The 16840-nt window shown below is 67.4% G+C and carries 15 protein-coding genes and 1 pseudogene; 10 read left to right on the top strand and 6 right to left on the bottom strand.

Annotated features, from left to right (window positions below):
* Window positions 1-33 precede the first annotated feature (33 nt).
* Window positions 34-1401 (top strand): phosphate regulon sensor histidine kinase PhoR, encoded by a 1368-nt coding sequence (phoR, locus tag U5O44_RS04820; protein ID WP_322587330.1) that lies wholly within the window; start codon window positions 34-36, stop codon window positions 1399-1401.
* Here the strand turns inward: phoR and U5O44_RS04815 are convergent.
* The 4 genes from U5O44_RS04815 to trxA all read right to left on the bottom strand — a co-directional run bounded on the left by U5O44_RS04815 (window position 1376) and on the right by trxA (window position 5351).
* Window positions 1376-3046, bottom strand: a complete 1671-nt coding sequence (locus U5O44_RS04815) for a hypothetical protein (RefSeq protein WP_322587329.1) — start codon at window positions 3044-3046, stop codon at window positions 1376-1378. The genes phoR and U5O44_RS04815 overlap by 26 nt on opposite strands.
* 89 nt (window positions 3047-3135) lie before the next feature.
* Window positions 3136-3393, bottom strand: coding sequence for a type B 50S ribosomal protein L31 (locus tag U5O44_RS04810; RefSeq protein ID WP_179635755.1), 258 nt, complete (start codon window positions 3391-3393; stop codon window positions 3136-3138).
* A 97-nt stretch (window positions 3394-3490) separates the two neighbouring features.
* Window positions 3491-4753: a transcription termination factor Rho gene (gene rho / locus U5O44_RS04805; protein WP_322587328.1), complete on the bottom strand. Its 1263-nt coding sequence runs from the start codon at window positions 4751-4753 to the stop codon at window positions 3491-3493.
* A gap of 268 nt (window positions 4754-5021) precedes the next feature.
* Complete coding sequence (gene trxA, locus U5O44_RS04800) at window positions 5022-5351, bottom strand: thioredoxin (RefSeq protein ID WP_322587327.1); 330 nt, start codon at window positions 5349-5351, stop codon at window positions 5022-5024.
* Window positions 5352-5594: 243 nt separating this feature from the next.
* Here trxA and U5O44_RS04795 point away from each other — a divergent pair, with 243 nt between their 5' ends.
* The 9 genes and pseudogenes from U5O44_RS04795 (at window position 5595) to U5O44_RS04755 (ending at window position 15569) form a co-directional block, all read left to right on the top strand.
* A complete protein-coding gene (locus tag U5O44_RS04795; protein WP_322587326.1) occupies window positions 5595-7349 on the top strand; it encodes an HDOD domain-containing protein in 1755 nt (584 codons plus the stop codon).
* Between the two features lie 60 nt (window positions 7350-7409).
* On the top strand, window positions 7410-8252 hold the full coding sequence (locus U5O44_RS04790) for a TatD family hydrolase (RefSeq protein WP_322587325.1): 843 nt from the start codon (window positions 7410-7412) through the stop codon (window positions 8250-8252).
* A complete protein-coding gene (locus U5O44_RS04785) occupies window positions 8249-8752 on the top strand; it encodes a DNA-deoxyinosine glycosylase (RefSeq protein WP_322587324.1) in 504 nt (167 codons plus the stop codon). The genes U5O44_RS04790 and U5O44_RS04785 overlap by 4 nt, the downstream gene beginning before the upstream one ends.
* Window positions 8749-9600, top strand: coding sequence for a spermine/spermidine synthase domain-containing protein (locus U5O44_RS04780; RefSeq protein ID WP_322587323.1), 852 nt, complete (start codon window positions 8749-8751; stop codon window positions 9598-9600). The genes U5O44_RS04785 and U5O44_RS04780 overlap by 4 nt, the downstream gene beginning before the upstream one ends.
* The gene (locus U5O44_RS04775) at window positions 9597-11396 is read left to right on the top strand and encodes a GspE/PulE family protein (protein ID WP_322587322.1); all 1800 of its coding nucleotides are present in this window, start codon (window positions 9597-9599) and stop codon (window positions 11394-11396) included. Before U5O44_RS04780 ends, U5O44_RS04775 begins: the two co-directional genes overlap by 4 nt.
* Window positions 11397-11496: 100 nt before the next feature.
* The gene (locus U5O44_RS04770; RefSeq protein WP_322587321.1) at window positions 11497-11967 is read left to right on the top strand and encodes a tripartite tricarboxylate transporter TctB family protein; all 471 of its coding nucleotides are present in this window, start codon (window positions 11497-11499) and stop codon (window positions 11965-11967) included.
* A 14-nt stretch (window positions 11968-11981) separates the two neighbouring features.
* Window positions 11982-13496 (top strand): tripartite tricarboxylate transporter permease, encoded by a 1515-nt coding sequence (locus U5O44_RS04765; RefSeq protein WP_322587320.1) that lies wholly within the window; start codon window positions 11982-11984, stop codon window positions 13494-13496.
* A 104-nt stretch (window positions 13497-13600) separates the two neighbouring features.
* A pseudogene (locus U5O44_RS04760) lies at window positions 13601-14578 on the top strand (MFS transporter); the annotation flags it as partial.
* Between the two features lie 55 nt (window positions 14579-14633).
* Window positions 14634-15569: an IS5 family transposase gene (locus U5O44_RS04755; protein WP_322587319.1), complete on the top strand. Its 936-nt coding sequence runs from the start codon at window positions 14634-14636 to the stop codon at window positions 15567-15569.
* On the opposite strand, the gene U5O44_RS23015 is transcribed toward U5O44_RS04755, so the two are convergent.
* Both U5O44_RS23015 and U5O44_RS04750 read right to left on the bottom strand, forming a co-directional pair.
* Entirely contained in the window at window positions 15559-15957 is a 399-nt protein-coding gene (locus U5O44_RS23015) for a GntR family transcriptional regulator (RefSeq protein ID WP_416222126.1), read from the bottom strand. The genes U5O44_RS04755 and U5O44_RS23015 overlap by 11 nt on opposite strands.
* Window positions 15958-15968: 11 nt before the next feature.
* On the bottom strand, window positions 15969-16829 hold the full coding sequence (locus tag U5O44_RS04750; RefSeq protein ID WP_322588464.1) for an isocitrate lyase/PEP mutase family protein: 861 nt from the start codon (window positions 16827-16829) through the stop codon (window positions 15969-15971).
* Window positions 16830-16840: the final 11 nt, after the last annotated feature.

Below are 16840 nucleotides of genomic sequence, written 5' to 3'. Positions count from 1 at the left end.
CTTCCTGGATTCCATGACGAAAAAGGATCTGCCATGGGCTTAGTCCTGCGGCGATGGCTGGTTTCATTGCTGTTCATGAGCCTGCTGGCGATGGTGGGTGGCCTGATCGGGCTGCGCCTGGAGGCGCCGGTGCTGGGCACCTGGGCGGGTGCCGTGTGCGGGCTGCTGCTGGCGGGCGTGCGGGATGCGCGGCGGGCGGGCCGGCTGGTGGCCTGGCTGCGTGGCAATCTGGAGGGGGATGCTCCGCGCGACGGCGAATTGTGGGGTGAGATGGCCTACCGCACCGAGCGCGCCCTGCGGCTGCGAGAACAGGCGCTGAAAGCCGAGCGCCAGCGCCTGGGGGAGTTCCTGCGTGCGATCGAGGCGTCCCCCAACGGCGTGATCCTGCTGGACGCGGATGAACAGATCATCTGGCTGAACCAGAACGGCGCGGTGCACCTCGGCCTCGATCCTCAACGGGATCTCGGGCAGCGCATCACCAATCTTGTGCGCTCTCCGGCCTTCGTGACAGGTCTGCAGGCGGGTGAAAGCCATGAAGCGATCAGCCTTCCGAACTACCAGTCCCGCCTGTCCCTGTCCCTGCTGGTGCGGGTCTACGGTGATGGCCAGCGTCTGTTGCTGACGCAGGACGTCACCGAGCGCCTGCAGGCTGACGCCATGCGCCGCGATTTCGTGGCCAATGTGTCCCATGAGATCCGCACGCCGTTGACGGTGCTGGTCGGCTTTGTCGAGACGCTGGCCAGCTTGCCGCTGTCCGAGGCCGAGCGCCAGCGTGTGCTGGGCATGATGGGTCAGCAGACCCATCGCATGCAGACCCTGGTCGCCGACCTGCTGACGCTGGCGCAACTCGAAGGCAGTCCGCAGCCTTCGGCCGACCAGTGGGTGTCGACCCGGGATCTGCTGGCGCAGGTCGAGGTCGAGACACGGGGTCTGTCCCGCGGTCGACACCTGATCCAGTTCCCGGACGCGGACAACCTGCATGCGCAGGGGGCCGACATCGCGGGCATCCACAGCGAGCTGCTGTCGGCGCTGACCAACCTGACCAGCAATGCCGTGCGCTACACGCCCGAGGGCGGTTGCGTGGCGGTGAGCTGGAGGCTGCGACCTTCGGGCGGCGGCACGTTCGAAGTCCGTGACAGTGGCATCGGCATCGCACGCGAACACCTGCCGCGCCTCACCGAGCGTTTCTACCGTGTCGACGGCAGCCGCTCGCGCGAGACGGGTGGCACCGGGCTGGGGCTGTCCATCGTCAAGCATGTCGCCCAGCGCCACGGCGCCGCGCTGGAACTGGACAGCGAGCCCGGCAAGGGGTCGGTGTTCCGCATCACCTTCCCGGCCTCGCGGGTGCGGGTGCTGTCCGGGCGGGAGCCCAAGGTCACGGGCGCCGATACACCAGCATGATCTCGTCCCGGTCGGAGGGGCGGCGTTCCCGCGCCACCAGCGTCCAGCCGGGCAGATCGGGCAGTTGCTGACGCGAGGCGGGCGTGTTGCGGTGCTCCTTGAGCCCCATCAGCAGCCACCGGCAATCGGTGGTGCGCGGGTCGAGCGACAAGCGCCAGGTGCCATGGACCTCCAGCGCGGCCATCTGGCTGCGGTTGAGGTTCTGCGTGGCCACGCATCCGGAGTCTGGCAGGTGTGTGGCGATGCGCTGCACCAGCGGGCGGTAGCTGCGCGCGTGGTCCAGCAGTGGCAGCCAGAGGGTCATCAGCAGCAGCCAGCTCAGGGCGACACCCCCGGCTGGCAAGACCAGGCTTTTCCAGAGCGCATGGCGGTGTCGTCCGGTGCGCCACCGCACCAAGGCCAGCCAGGCCACCGTGCCGGCCCCGGCGATGCCCAGCGCCAGCAGGCTGAACTGGGGTTCGAACTCCGGTGCCAGTCGGGCGACATTGGCGGCCGGTTTGGCCGGGATGCCGGTGTGCATGGCCGTGTAGACCGTCCAGATGACCAAGGCGCTGACGGTGAAGAAGAAGACCGAGAACCAGTCGATGGCCGCACTGACACTGCGCTGGAGCGTCGGCAGCGCAAACGCGCCGAGCACGGCCAGCGCCGGCAGCGCCAGCAACAGGGCGCGGTCCGAGGCGCCCATCGACGCACTGACCAGCAGCGTCACCAGCACGATGGCCAATGGCACGGCCAGATGGCGCTTTTGCAGCTGCCGCCGCCAGCGCCACACCGTCCACAGCACCAGGGGCCAGACTGGCCACGTGAACCAGGCGAGCAACTTGGGCAGGGCGAGCAGGTTTCCGGTTGGCACGACCCGCCAGACCCAGGCATCCAGGGCGGTGCCGATGACGGCGGCCAGCGCACAGGCTGCAACCAGCCAGCGCACCAGCTTGCGGGAATCCGGGTAACTGGATCGCCAGCAGACGATGCCACCGGCCAGCCCCAGCAGCAGGCCCGTGGTGGCTGCACCGCTGGCCGCAAGGATGGCCAGCGACGCGACGGCCGACCATCGACTCGGCACGGGACGGTAGGGACTCGCGGCCAGTGCGTAGAGCAGCAGTGCCGTGGCGGCGAGCTGCACCAGCTCCGGCGTCGTCTCATGTCCGAGTTGCAGCAGGCCCAGGCAAGCCATCAGCGCCAGCAGGGCGCCATCGGCCACCGCCCGTGCATAGTCGACCGGGTGCGCCTCGCCCCCGAAGGCGAATGCGACCGGCTGGGCGGCCTGTGTCCGCGCGAGGTGCAGGGTGGCATACCAGACCAGCGCCAGCGTGCCCGTCAGCAACAGTGCAAACGGCAGACGGGCAGCCAGCGCCGGGTCGATCCAGGGTGTCAGCACCTTCATGAACACTGCGCCGATCCAGTAGGGCAGAACACCGCCCTCCGTGCCGGTCCAGCCCGCGATGGCGGGTTGCAGCCACGGTGTCTCGCCCCGCACCAGGCTGGTCATGTAGCCGAAGGCGGTGATGTCTGCGTTCTTCCAGGGATCGCGCCCGAACACCCCCGGCAGGACATAGGCCGCGCACAGCAGCAGCAGCGCGAGACGCGGCAGGCGCTGCACGGCGCGCTGGGTCACGAGGGCTGGATTGGGGGAATGCGCGGACACGGATGGCGATGGAGGTGATCAGGATGAAAAAAAGGCAGCCCAAGCTGCCTTTTTCTTGCACGCGGTGTGCGTCGTTCCAGGGGGCTGGATTACTTCTTGATGCCGACCTTGAACTTGTTGCGGAACTTCTCGACGCGACCGCCCAGGCTGTCGATGCTCTTCTGCGTGCCCGTGTAGAACGGGTGCGTTTCGCTGGTGGTTTCCAGCTTGAACAGCGGCAGTTCGCGGCCGTCTTCCAGGGTGATCTTCTCGCGGGCCGGGGCGCACGAGCGGGTCACGAACTGGAAACCGTTGGACAGGTCGACGAAACAGACGTCGCGGTAGTTCGGGTGGATGCCGTCTTTCATGGGGAGTCCTCGCTGTGTGCCGGGAGCCACGCTGCACCATGCAGACGCACTTTCCGACAGCGGAAAAACAAAGATTATAGCGTGTGCAGCCTCGGTCTCAGCCGCCGCGACGCATCATGTCGAAGAAGTCGATGTTGCTCTTCGTGGCCTTCATCTTGCCGAGGATGAACTCCATCGCCTCGATCTCGTCCATCGGATAGAGCAGCTTGCGCAGGATCCAGCTCTTCTGCAGGATCTCCGGCTTGAGCAGCAGCTCCTCCCGGCGCGTGCCCGACTTGTTCAGCAGGATCGACGGGTAGACCCGCTTCTCGGCCATGCGGCGGTCCAGGTGGATCTCGCAGTTGCCGGTGCCCTTGAATTCCTCGTAGATCACCTCGTCCATGCGGCTGCCGGTGTCGACCAGCGCCGTGCCGATGATGGTGAGCGAGCCACCTTCCTCGACATTGCGCGCGGCGCCGAAGAAGCGCTTCGGGCGCTGCAGGGCGTTGGCGTCCACACCGCCGGTCAGCACCTTGCCCGACGAGGGCAGCACGTTGTTGTACGCGCGGGCCAGCCGGGTGATGGAGTCGAGCAGGATGATCACGTCCTTGCGCAGCTCGACCAGGCGCTTGGCGCGCTCGATCACCATCTCGGCGACCTGTACATGGCGTGCGGCCGGCTCGTCGAAGGTCGAGCTGATGACCTCGCCGCGCACGGTGCGCTGCATCTCGGTCACTTCTTCCGGGCGCTCGTCGACCAGCAGCACGATCAGGTGCACATCCGGGTGGTTGGCGACCAGCGCGTGGGCGAGGTGCTGCATCATCACCGTCTTGCCGCTCTTGGGCGGCGAGACGATCAGCGCGCGCTGGCCTTTGCCGATCGGAGCGATCAGGTCGATGATGCGGCTGGTGATGTTTTCTTCACCCTTGATGTCACGTTCCATCCTGAACTGCTCTTTCGGGAAGAGCGGCGTCAGGTTCTCGAACATGATCTTGTTCTTGCTCTCCTCGGGCGTCAGTTCATTGACGCGGTCCACCTTGACCAGGGCAAAGTAGCGCTCGCCATCCTTCGGCACGCGCACTTCGCCCTCGATCATGTCGCCGGTGTGGAGATTGAAACGGCGGATCTGGCTGGGCGACAGGTAAATGTCGTCCGTGGACGCGAGGAAACTCGTGTCCAGGGAGCGCAGGAATCCGAAACCGTCAGGCAGGACTTCCAGCACGCCATCGCCGAAAATCTGCTCGCCCTGACGGGCGCGCTTTTTCATGATCGCGAACATCAGCTCCTGCTTGCGCAGACGGCTGGCGGACTCGATCTCCAGCGCTTCGGCCATCTGGATCAGCGCCGAGATGTGTTGAGCCTTGAGTTCGGAAAGATGCATAGGGGCGGACCCTGAAAGCAGGTCTGATCGGTGCCAGCCGGACAGACCGGGTGTGGTCGGGACCTGGCTCCACCGCTGCTCGGGTCGTCCATGCGGCCACCTCCCTGAAGGAAGTCGCGCACAAGCATCCGGAGAATTTCAACGAGGGGAGTAGGGGAGCCGACGCTGCACGCGCTTGCGGGTGGCGATGAACCGACCCGCTGACAACTGGCGCACAGTGGCATTCGCTGGTGGCATCGGCATAGCGTGCCGACACCACTGGAGCGAATTATAGATGAGATTCGACGAAGCTCTTCAACTGGGGGAACGCGAGCGCGCCCACCTTCGTGGCGACGGGCTGACCTGCCTTGAACACCATCAGGGTCGGGATGCCGCGGATACCGAACTTGGCGGATGTCGCCTGGTTGCTGTCGACGTCGAGCTTGACGATCTTGACCTTGCTGCCCAGGTCATCGGCCACACGGTCCAGTCCGGGCGCCATCTGTTTGCAAGGGCCGCACCATTCGGCCCAGAAATCGACCACGACCGGTGTTTCGGATTGCAGGACTTCGGTTTCGAACGTGGCGTCGGTGATGTTTTGGATGAGGGGGCTGCTCATGTTGGTTCCATCGAGAGGGAAATGGTTGAAGAGCTGAAGGACTGACATCAGCCGTCTGAATGGATTTGATTTTGGCACGAACCAGGCAGATCCCGTGCGCACCACCCCGAGCAAGTGGCGAACACTGTCTTGGGGCCTCACGGGATACGCCGCCGAAACGGTCCTCAATTCCACCGTTGACCGGATGCGCATGGCGGGTCCAATCGGCGTGTTTCTGGCCTCATTTCTCATTCCCACTCCAACATGACCGACGCTGCAACGACGGCACCTGCGCCCGCTCTGGGGCCTGTGCTGCGAAATTTTGGTGACTTCGGCCTGCTGCGCTTGCTGGGCCGCAGTTCGCTGACCATCGCGTGGCTGGCCATCGACCACCGGACGGGTGAGCCCGTCCGGCTGCTGGCCTCGACCCAGCCGGTCCCTCTGCCGGCGATGCGGGAGCGTTGCGTCGACGATGCAAAGCGCGCTGCCAGACTCGTCCACCCCCGCATCGCACCGGTGCGGGAGGTGGGTTGCGTCGACCGTTTCCCCTATCTGGTCTGCGACGCCGATCCCATCGATCTTGAGCCACCGTCACTCGCCGCGAGCGTGCTCAGTCTGGATGACCTCGTGCGGCGCGCACATGACCTGCTCGACGGGCTGTCGTACGTCCATGAGGCGGCCATGGTGCACGGCGACATCGGTCTGCACACCGTCATGGTCGACGCAGGCGGTCGCTTGCGCCTCTGGGGCTGCGGCCTGGCGCAGGCGCTGGGCAACGCCGCGCAGACGCCCCGGGCCGCAGCGATCCCGCCGAACACCTCCACCGCCGTCCCCGCCGCGCCGAGCCTCGGCTATCTGCTGTCGCGCGAGATCGCCGCCTGCGGACTGCTGATCCAGCACTGGCTGCTGGGGCGCGCACCGATGGGCGAGCCGGACATGCCCACGCTGGTGCGCCAGATGACCACGATCGACCTGCGCTTGCCGGCGGAGTTGCCGCAGCCCGTGCCCGTGTCGCTGCGCCTGATCATCCACCGCGCCATCGACCTGCATCCGCAGCGCCGGTTCGTGCATGCCCGCAGTTTCGAGCGGGTGCTGGGGACCTGGCGCCAGACCCAGCTGCTGGGCGGCAATGGTTTCGATGCCATGTTTGCCGAGCGCATCCGGCGCGGCGGACACCTGCCCGCACGCCCCATGCTGGGCAACCGCATCACCACGATCGCTGGCATGGAGAAGCAGCGGCTGGACACGGTGGTCGATGTGCTGCTGGAGGACATCGCGCTCAGTCTGGGGTTGCTGCGCTCCGCGAATGCGGCGGATGCTGCCGCCATCACGGCGGAGGAGCCGGTTCTCACGGTGAAGCGCGCCATGCAGCTCATGGGCACAGTCGGTCTGCGCCGTGTAGCCAGTGGCATGAAGCCCTGGCCCGGCATGCTCAAGCCCGCGGGGGTGCGTGCACTGGAGAGCGCCCTGCAACGCGCCTTGCTCGCGGGTCATCTGGCGGAATACCTCGCACCGGCGGGCATGGATGCCGAGGCCGCCATGCTGGCCGCGCAGTTCCAGCACCTTGGCCGGCTGCTGGCGGCCTACCATTTTCCGGAGGAACTGCAGCAGATCGCCCGACTCCGGGCTGCTGGCGATGTCGGCACTGGCCAGCCCCTCAGCGAGGAAACCGCGACTCTGGCGGTGCTGGGTGTCGACCTGCAAGGCTTGACGGAGTCCTTCCTTCGCCTATGGGGGCTGAACGAATCGTTGCGCCAGCGGGTTCGGCAGATCCCGCTCGACCGCCAGGTGCGCAGCCCGGACACCCCGGGGGGTTGGATCAAGCTGGTGGCCAGCTGCGCCAACGAGATCGTGTCGGTGACGGAGCTGGCCCCGCCCGCGCAGCCCGCTGCGCTGACGGCCGTGCTGAACCGCTACCACCATGCGCTGGCCCTGGACACCGAGCAGGTGCGCTCGGCCATGCGGCAGGCACGCGATAAGCTCTCGCGCCATCTCATCCACGCTGACGCTGCGCGCTGAACCCTGTGGCCCCAGGCGCGGGGTGCGGTCGGGCGCATCAGCCCGACACGCCACCCGCCCATGCCCACCTGGATCGACTCGCACTGCCACCTCGACGCCCCGGAATTTGACGCGGACCGCCCGGACGTGTGTGCCCGTGCGGCGGCGGCCGGTGTCGCGCTGCTGGTGATGCCTGCGGTCGACTGTGCGCACTTCGATGCGGTGCGGGCCTTGGCCCATGCCAGCGCGAGTGCCAGCGCGAGCGCCTGTGTCTACGCCCTGGGTCTGCATCCGCTCTACGTGCACCAACAGCCGCCGGACGCGCTGATGCAGCTGGAGACAGCCCTGGACATGCACCGCGGTGACACGCGTCTGGTCGCGGTCGGCGAGATCGGTCTGGACGGCTTCGTCGCGGGACTGGACTGGGCGGTGCAGGAGCGCTTCTTCGTGGCGCAGACCGCGCTGGCCCGCCAGTTCGATCTGCCCGTGATCCTCCATGTGCGCCGCTCAGCCGATGCGCTGCTCAAGCACCTGCGCCGCGCCGGTCTGCGCGGCGGCATCGCACACGCCTTCAACGGCAGTGCCCAGCAGGCCCACGCCTTCCTCGACCTCGGCTTCCGGCTCGGCTTCGGTGGCGCGCTGACCTTCGACCGTGCCCTGCAGATCCGCCGCCTGGCGCAGACGCTGCCGGCCGACGCGATCGTGCTGGAAACCGATGCACCAGACATCCCGCCGCACTGGCGCTACCGCACGGCGGCCGAGCGCGCGCAGGGTCTGCGCAGCCGCAACGAGCCGGCCGAACTGCCCCGCATCGCCGAGACACTGGCCGCTCTGCGCGGCTGGACGCTGGAGGAGACCGCCGCGATCACCTCGGCCAACGCCTGCGCTGCGCTGCCACGCCTGACGCCCTGGTGGCGCGCATGAACGACGCGCCCCGTCTCACCGGCTTCGCCCCGGTGTTGGCGCCGAACACCCGGCTGCTGGTGCTGGGCAGCTTTCCGGGCGTGGCCTCGCTGCAGCAGCAACAGTATTACGGCCATCCACGCAACCAGTTCTGGCCGATCCTGTCGGCGCTCTGGTCGATCGATCTGCGCAGCCTGCCGTATGCGCAGCGGCTCGACGCCGTGCGCGCGCGGGGGCTCGGTATCTGGGACGTGTACGCCCATTGCCGCCGCGAGGGCAGCCTCGACTCGGCGATCGAAGCGGCCGAGGTCAACGACTTCTCCGGCCTGCGCGCCCAGGCGCCAGGGCTGGTCGCGGTCGCGCACAACGGCGCGGAGTCGGCCCGGGTCATGCAGCACCTGCAGTCGCTCGGTTTCGCGGTCCATCGGCTGCCCTCGACCAGCCCGGCCAACGCGGGGTGGTCGTTCGAGCGCAAGCTCGCGGCGTGGCGCGACGTGTTTGCGCTTTACGATCTCGCATGACCACCGCCTCCCCGACCCGCCCCAAGCGCAGCGCCGCCCGCGCGCTGCCGTCCGCCTCCATTTCCGAATTCGACGGCGTGCGCTACCTGCACCTGGGCGAAACGCCGTGGGTGCAAGGCGCCATGCGGCTGCGCAAGCACCGCGCGCTGGAGCTGGAATACGTGCAGCGGATGATGGTCTGGCTGCTGCTGTGCGAGCCCGCGGCGCTGGCGGCAGCGAGCCCGCGTGTCGTGCAGCTCGGCCTCGGGGCGGCGGCGCTGACGCGGTTTTGCCACACCGAACTGGGTTTGGCGACGACCACGGTCGAGCTGAACCCGCAGGTGATCGCCGCCTGTCGCCAGTGGTTCCGGCTGCCGGCCAACGACGAGCGGCTGAACGTGGTCGAGGCCGACGCCGGTATCTGGGTGGCCGACGAGGCGAACCACGGCAGCGCCGACGTGCTGTGCATCGACCTCTACGACCACCAGGCCGCCGCCCCGGTGCTCGACGACGAGGCCTTCTACCGCGACTGCCACGCCGTGCTGGCCGAGGGTGGGGTGCTGGTGGTGAACCTGTTCGGGCGCAACGCCAGCTTCACGCGCAGTGCCCGGCGCATCGAGGCGGCGTTTGCCCCCGGCGGCGGACAGGTGCTGATGCTCACGCCGACCGAGGAGGGCAACACCATCGTCGTCGCCCTGAAAAACGGCCCGCGGCCCGACGACGCCGTGCTGCGTGCCCGCGCGGACTGGGTCGCCGAGCGCTGCAAGCTGAAGGCGGTGCGCTGGCTGGGCCTGCTCGGACCGCTGCCGCCGGCGCGGCGCAAGCCGGGCACCACGGCCGCCGCCCCAGACCCCGGGAGCCCGACATGAGCCTCACCCCCCAACGCCCCGCCCCCAGCCTGCAGTCGCACCAGGGGCCGCTGACCTGGCGCGGCCTGCTGCACTGGCTGGTGGAGGACGAGATCGTCCGTGCTGGTGACGCCGCGCTGCTGGCCCAGCGCCTCGGTGCGGGCGACAGCGCCCAGCCGCCGCTGGTGCGTCTGGCCAACGCCGGCCTGCGCCACACCCGCACGCTGGAGCCACTGGACCTGGAGACCCTGACCCGCTGGCTCGCCCAGCGCGTGAGCCTGCCGTATCTGCGCATCGACCCGATCAAGGTCGATGTAGCCAAGGTGACCGAGGTGATGTCGGTCAGCTACGCCGAGCGCCGCCGGGTGCTGCCGGTGCAGGTGGGGGCGGCCGAGGTGGTCATCGCCACCAGCGATCCCTTCGTCGTCGACTGGATCAGCGAGATCGCCCAGCACACCCGCAAGACCGTGCGCCTGGTCGTCGCCAATCCGCTCGACATCGCGCGCTACACGGTCGAGTTCTACAACCTCGCCCGCTCGGTGCGCGCCGCGCAGAAGACCGGCGAGGTCAGCGCCACCGTCAACTTCGAGCAGCTCGTCGAACTCGGCAAGCACAAGCAGCTCGACGCCAACGACCAGGGCGTCGTGCAGGTGGTGGACTGGCTGTGGACCTACGCCTTCGAGCAGCGCGCCAGCGACATCCACCTGGAGCCGCGCCGCGAGCAGTGCGTGATCCGGCTGCGCATCGACGGCGTGCTGCACACCGTCTACCAGTTGCCGCAGACGGTGATGGCCGCGGTGACTGCGCGCATCAAGCTGCTCGGCCGCATGGACGTGGTCGAGCGCCGCCGCGCGCAGGACGGCCGCATCAAGACGCGCAGCCCGAAGGGCGACGAGATCGAGATGCGCCTGTCCACGCTGCCGACCGCCTTCGGCGAGAAGCTGGTGATGCGCATCTTCGACCCCGAGACCGCCGTGCAGCCGGTCGAGGGCCTGGGCTTCTCGCCGCAGGACGCGCAGCGCTGGCAAGGCCTGACCGCACAGCCGCACGGCATCATCCTCGTCACCGGCCCGACCGGCAGCGGCAAGACCACCACGCTCTACGCCACCCTGAAGCGGCTCGCCACCGACGAGGTCAACGTCTGCACCATCGAAGACCCGATCGAGATGATCGAGCCGGCCTTCAACCAGACGCAGGTCCAGGCCGCGCTCGACCTCGACTTCGCCAGCGGCCTGCGCACCCTGATGCGGCAGGATCCGGACATCCTCATGATCGGCGAGATCCGCGACCTCGCCACCGCGGAGATGGCGGTGCAGGCCGCGCTGACGGGCCACCTCGTCTTCTCGACGCTGCACACCAACGACGCCGCCAGCGCCATCACCCGGCTGCTGGACCTGGGCGTGGCGCCTTACCTCATCAGCGCGACGCTGATCGGCGTGCTCGCGCAGCGGCTGGTGCGCCAGCTCTGTCCGGACTGCCGGCAGCCGGACCTCTCGCTGACCCTGCCTGCCCTGCAGGCCGCCTTGCCTGGGGTGCCGGTGCTGGGCGAGCACGAGCCCTTCCAGCCGCACCGCCCGGTGGGTTGTCCGGTCTGCCGGCAAAGCGGCTTCCGGGGGCGGCGTGGCCTGTTCGAGCTGCTCACGGTCGACGAGGCCGTGCGCGGCGCCGTGTGCGAGGCGCCCGATCTGGCGCAGCTGCGTCGCCAGAGCCTGTCCGACGGGCTGCAGCCGCTGCGCCGGGCCGGACTGCGCCAGGTCGCCGAAGGGCGCACCACGCTGGACGAGGTGCTGCGCGCGACGCCGGGCTGGCAGGTGTGAGGGGGGTGCGGGCGTGATGTTTGCCCGCTAAGTGGAATCCACAGCAGACCCCGCAGGGACGGTTCCTAGAATCGGCCATCCGTTCTTGAGGAGATGACGCGTGAAAATTAAGAGCCAGAAAGACTTCTGGTCGGGGTTGATGTTCCTGGGGGTCGGGGTGGCATTTGCCGTCGGCTCGCTGGACTACAGCTTCGGCAACTCCGCCCGACCGGGTCCGGCCTACTTCCCGTTCGGACTGGGCGTGTTGATGGTGATCCTTGGTGCGATGGTGCTGTTTGGCGCCCTGACCAAAGACACCCCCGACGGCGACCCTGTCGGCGCTTTCGCCTGGCGTCCGCTGATCATCATTCTAGGTGCCGTGGCATTGTTCGGTTTCTTGTTGCCGCGCATGGGAATGTTCATTGCATTGCCGTTGCTGGTGGTGATGTCGGCGAGCGCCAGCGACGAGTTCACCCTCAAGGGCGCCGCGATCAACGCTGCGGTGCTGACCATCGCTTCTTGGGCGGTCTTTTCGAAGGGCCTGGGTCTGACCATTCCGCTCCTGCCGACGGTCTTCGGCCTTGGCTCCTGAGAAGGGACTGATCCATGGAATTGTTCGACAACCTGGCACTCGGCCTGCAAACGGCCGTCACCTTCCAGAACCTGTTCTATGCGCTCATGGGCGCCATCCTCGGCACGCTGATTGGCGTGTTGCCCGGTCTGGGTCCGGTGGCGACGATCGCGATGCTGCTGCCCTCGATCTATGCGCTGGATGCCACCCCCGCGCTGATCATGCTGGCGGGCATTTATTACGGGGCCCAGTACGGCGGCTCCACCACTGCGATCCTGATCAATGTTCCGGGTGAGTCCTCATCGGTCGTGACCGCTCTGGACGGCTACCAGATGGCACGCAAGGGCCGCGCCGGTCCGGCCCTCGCAGCGGCAGGTCTGGGCTCGTTTTTTGCCGGCTGTGTGGGTACGCTGGTGATCGCGGCCCTGGCCCCGCCGCTGACCGAACTCGCGTTCAAGTTCGGTCCTGCCGAGTATTTCTCGCTGATGGTGCTCGGGCTGATCGGTGCGGTGGTGCTGGCTTCCGGTTCGCTGGTCAAGGCCATCGCGATGATCCTGCTGGGGCTGTTGCTCGGCCAGATCAACACCGACGTGATCTCGGGGGTGCCGCGCTTCAGCTTCGACATTCCGGAGCTGACCGACGGCATCGGCTTCGTGACGATCGCCATGGGCGTGTTCGGCTTCGGCGAGATCATCTCCAACCTGGGCCGTCCTGCCGAGCACCGAGAAGTGTTCACCAAGGAAGTCAAGGGCTTGATGCCGACCCGTCAGGATTTCAAGGATGCTTTCCCCTCTGTCCTGCGCGGGACCGCGTTGGGTTCGCTGCTGGGCGTGCTGCCTGGTGGAGGTGCGTTGCTGTCGTCGTTTGCTGCGTACACCATCGAGAAGAAGGTTCGGATGCGTCCCGGTGAAGTGCCGTTCGGTCAAGGCAACATCCGTGGTGTGGCTGGGCCTGAAGCGGCGAACAACGCCGGTGCGCAGACCTCGTTCATCCCGATGCTGACGCTGGGCATTCCGCCGAACCCGGTGATGGCGCTGATGGTGGGCGCGATGACGATCAAGGGCATCCAGCCCGGCCCGCAGGTGATGACCAGCAACCCGGAACTCTTCTGGGGCCTGATCGCCTCGATGTGGATCGGCAACCTGCTGCTCGTCATCCTGAACCTGCCGCTGATCGGCATCTGGATCAAGCTGCTGACGGTGCCGTACCGCTTCCTGTTCCCGGCGATCCTGACGTTCTGCTGCATCGGCCTGTACACGCTGAACAACAACAACTTCGACGTGTACATGGCGGTGATCTTCGGTCTGGTCGGCTACGTCTTCTACAAGCTGAACTGCGAGCCGGCGCCGCTGCTGCTGGGCTTCATCCTCGGCCCGATGATGGAAGAGAACCTGCGCCGTGCGCTGCTGCTGTCGCGTGGTGACTGGACGACGTTCATGACGCGCCCGCTGTCGGCTGGTCTGCTGCTGGCGGCGCTGCTGATGATCGTGGTGGTGATGCTGCCGTCGATCAAGAACAAGCGCGAAGAGGCGTTCCAGGACGCCGACTGATCCTGCTGAGCTGATGACGCAGGACTCGGCGAGTCCCGCTACCCTCGAAACCCCATCCCTCGCGGTGGGGTTTTTTCTTTCTGGCGCTTTCTGGAGCCTTGCCGATGGTCTTCGACCCCGACCGCCTGCCCGCCGTGCTGCAGCCGCTGCGCCTGCCCGTGTTCCGCATGCTGTGGCTGGCCTGGCTGGCGGCCAACCTGACGATGTGGATGAACGACGTGGCGGCTGCGTGGCTGATGACGCAGCTCACCTCCAGCGCCGTCATGGTGGCGCTGGTCTCGACGGCGTCCACGCTGCCGGTGTTCCTGCTCGGGCTGCCGAGCGGGGCGCTGGCGGACATCGTGGACCGGCGGCGCTGGTTCGCGTCCACGCAGCTGTGGGTGGCGTCGGTGGCGACGGTGCTGGCGCTGCTGTCGCTGGGCGGGGGCTTGAGTGCGCCGCTGCTGCTGGCGCTGACGTTTGCCAACGGTGTCGGGCTGGCGGCGCGCTGGCCGGTGTTCGCCGCGATCGTGCCGGACATCGTGCCGACCGAGAAGCTGTCCGGCGCGCTGGCGCTGCAGGCGATGGCGATGAACCTGTCGCGGGTGATCGGCCCGGTGCTGGCGGGCGCGCTGCTGGCGGCGGCGGGCAGCGCGGCGGTGTTCGTGCTGAACGCTGTGCTGTCGCTGCTGGCGTTCGCGCAGATCCTGCGCTGGAAGAGCGAGCCGCGGGTCAGCGCCTTGCCCGGTGAGCGTTTTGTCGGCGCGATGCGCGTCGGCGTGCAGCACGTCGCGCAGAACCCGCGCATGCGCTCGGTGCTGCTGCGCGTGTTCGTGTTCTTTTTCCTGAGCACGGCGCTGACCGCGCTGATGCCGCTGGTGGCGCGCCAGCTCGGCGGCGGGGCGGGCAGCTTCACGCTGCTGATGTCGTGCATGGGACTGGGGGCGATGGTGGCGGTGATGGTGATCCCGAGCCTGCGCGAACGCTACAGCCGCGACCTGATCGTGCGGGTGGGCTCGCTGGTGGTGTCGGCGATGACGCTGCTGGTGGCGCTGTCGCCGTGGCTGTGGCTGAGTGCGCTGGGCATGGCGCTGGCGGGGCTTTGTTGCACAACCCACCCCGCCGGCCGATGGTCGAGCGGTGAGGTAGGCTGACAGGATGAGCAAGCCGACCAAGCAGAAGTACGTGACGAAGAACTGGGCGCCGTACACGAAGGCGCTGAGGGCGCGGGGCTCGCTGACGATGTGGCTGGACCGGGACATGGCGTGGCAGGCTGCGCCGGCCAGCGGCAAGCCGGGGCGACCGGCGACGTACAGCGACGCGGCGGTGCAGTGCTGCCTGACGATGAAGGTGCTGTTCGGACTGGCGCTGCGCCAGACGCAGGGGTTCGTGCAGAGCGTGCTGGGGCTGTCGGGGCTGGACTGGCAGGCACCGGACTACAGCACGATGAGCCGGCGCGAGAAGCGGCTGACGGTGGAGATCACGGCGCGGCCGAGCCGGGGCGGGCTGCACCTGCTGGTGGATTCCACGGGGATCAAGATGCTGGGCGAGGGCGAGTGGAAGACCAAGAAGCACGGGGCGGAGTACCGCAGGCAGTGGCGCAAGGTTCACCTGGGGATCGACGCCCAGACGCTGGAGATCCGGGCGATCGAGGTGACGGACAACAGCGTGGGGGACGCGCCGATGCTGCCGGAGCCGCTCGGGCAGATTCCGGACGAGGAGGTGGTGCTGTCGGTGAGCGGGGATGGGGCGTATGACACGCAGGACTGCCACGACGCGATCGCCGAGCGGGGAGCCGAGGCGGTCATACCGACGCGCAAGAACGCCCAGCCGTGGAAGGCCAAGCGGCCGGGAGCGGCAGCGCGCAACGAGATACTGCGGGCGACGAACCGGCTGGGCCGGGGGATCTGGAAGAAGTGGAGCGGCTATCACCGGCGCTCGCTGGTGGAGACGAAGATGCGCTGCTTCAAGCTGCTGGGCGAGCGGGTGATGGCACGCACCTTCGAGCGCCAGGTGGTGGAGCTGCAGGTGAGGGCCGCGGTGCTCAACCGCTTCACCCACCTGGGCACCCCGGTGACGCAGGCTATGGCGTAACTCCGTCTGGGGTCAGGGGAAACTCGGCTTCGGCGGAGTTGTGCAACAAAGCCGCGTGGGAAAGTGAGCCTTCGGGAGGCGTGGCGTGTCCGCAGCGCGCTCCGACAAACCCACGAAGTAGTCTACTGAGTTCCCGCGCCTCTTCGTGCTCTTCCGGGCTGAGAGTGGATACGAACATCCCTCTTCGAATCCGAGCCGTGAGCAAGCCCTCATTCTGCAGGATGCGCAGCGCCTCTCGAACAGGTGTTCGGCTGACACCGTAGTGCGTAACCAATGCTGCCTCGTCGACAGCTTCTCCTGGCAGCATTTCTCGACGGTAAATCTGCCCGCGAATGCGTTCGGCAAGCTGTTCGCAAAGCGCCTGGGATTGAAGCGGAGCTGCGGTCATCGGCTACGTATTCAGCTGTATTGCTGCTCCAGCTTGTCCCACTCGGGTTTGCCCACCAGTCGCTGGCGTTCGGAAAATGGGGTGACCAGGCCGCTGTCTTCGCGCATCTCCCTGGCGTCGCGCAGCACGGTCAGCGCCTTCTGCATACCGGCCACGGCACCCTGCAGTGCTGCGTTGGCGTAGAGCACGATGCCAAAGCCGATCTCGCCGAGTTCGGTGGCATTGAAGATGGGCGTTTTGCCGCCAATGACCATGTTCATCAACTGAGGTTTGGCCAGGCGCCGGGGCAGGGCGCGCACCTCGTCGGCCAGGGTCACGGCCTCGACGAACAGGATGTCTGCGCCGGCCTCGGCAAAGCGCTGTGCGCGTTCCACCGCAGCTTCAAAGCCGTGGGTGGCGGCCGCGTCGGTGCGGGCCATGATCATCAGATGTGGGTCATGCCGTGCATCGACAGCGGCCTTGATCTTGCTGACGGCTTCTTCTGTGGAGATGACTTCCTTGCCGGAGAAATGCCCACATCGTTTGGGGGCGACCTGATCCTCGAACTGGATGCAGTCGGCACCGGCGCGTTCCAGCGTGCGCACGGTGTGGCGCACGTTCAGCGCGTTGCCGAAGCCGGTGTCGGCGTCCACGATGAGTGGCAGGGACACGGCATCTCGGATGCGGGCCGTGTGGTCGGCGATCTCGGCCAGACCCATGAAACCCTGATCGGGCATGCCGAACCACATGTTGGTCACTCCAGCGCCGGTGACGTAGATGGCCTCGAAGCCCAGGTCTTCGATGACCTTTGCGGATAGCGCGTTGAACGCACCGGGAACGATGACGCCACGGCGCGCTTCGGCCAGGGCTTTGAGTTGTTGGCGGGTAGACATGATCAGATGAT

Origin of the sequence: Sphaerotilus sp. (assembly GCF_034519685.1) — a bacterium.
Taxonomy (GTDB): domain Bacteria; phylum Pseudomonadota; class Gammaproteobacteria; order Burkholderiales; family Burkholderiaceae_C; genus Sphaerotilus.
Note: the sequence above shows the minus strand (reverse complement) of the source record. Positions and strands in the feature narration are given on the sequence as shown.

Bases quoted from the DNA above. Each gene is read 5' to 3' on its own strand.
- U5O44_RS04765 (WP_322587320.1), top strand. From the start codon at position 11,982: ATGGAATTGTTCGACAACCTGGCACTCGGCCTGCAAACGGCCGTCACC.
- U5O44_RS04750 (WP_322588464.1), bottom strand. From the start codon at position 16,829: ATGTCTACCCGCCAACAACTCAAAGCCCTGGCCGAAGCGCGCCGTGGC.
- U5O44_RS04810 (WP_179635755.1), bottom strand. From the start codon at position 3,393: ATGAAAGACGGCATCCACCCGAACTACCGCGACGTCTGTTTCGTCGAC.
- U5O44_RS04755 (WP_322587319.1), top strand. From the start codon at position 14,634: ATGAGCAAGCCGACCAAGCAGAAGTACGTGACGAAGAACTGGGCGCCG.
- U5O44_RS04775 (WP_322587322.1), top strand. From the start codon at position 9,597: ATGAGCCTCACCCCCCAACGCCCCGCCCCCAGCCTGCAGTCGCACCAG.
- U5O44_RS04795 (WP_322587326.1), top strand. From the start codon at position 5,595: ATGACCGACGCTGCAACGACGGCACCTGCGCCCGCTCTGGGGCCTGTG.
- rho (WP_322587328.1), bottom strand. From the start codon at position 4,753: ATGCATCTTTCCGAACTCAAGGCTCAACACATCTCGGCGCTGATCCAG.
- U5O44_RS23015 (WP_416222126.1), bottom strand. From the start codon at position 15,957: ATGACCGCAGCTCCGCTTCAATCCCAGGCGCTTTGCGAACAGCTTGCC.
- trxA (WP_322587327.1), bottom strand. From the start codon at position 5,351: ATGAGCAGCCCCCTCATCCAAAACATCACCGACGCCACGTTCGAAACC.
- U5O44_RS04780 (WP_322587323.1), top strand. From the start codon at position 8,749: ATGACCACCGCCTCCCCGACCCGCCCCAAGCGCAGCGCCGCCCGCGCG.
- U5O44_RS04790 (WP_322587325.1), top strand. From the start codon at position 7,410: ATGCCCACCTGGATCGACTCGCACTGCCACCTCGACGCCCCGGAATTT.
- U5O44_RS04785 (WP_322587324.1), top strand. From the start codon at position 8,249: ATGAACGACGCGCCCCGTCTCACCGGCTTCGCCCCGGTGTTGGCGCCG.
- phoR (WP_322587330.1), top strand. From the start codon at position 34: ATGGGCTTAGTCCTGCGGCGATGGCTGGTTTCATTGCTGTTCATGAGC.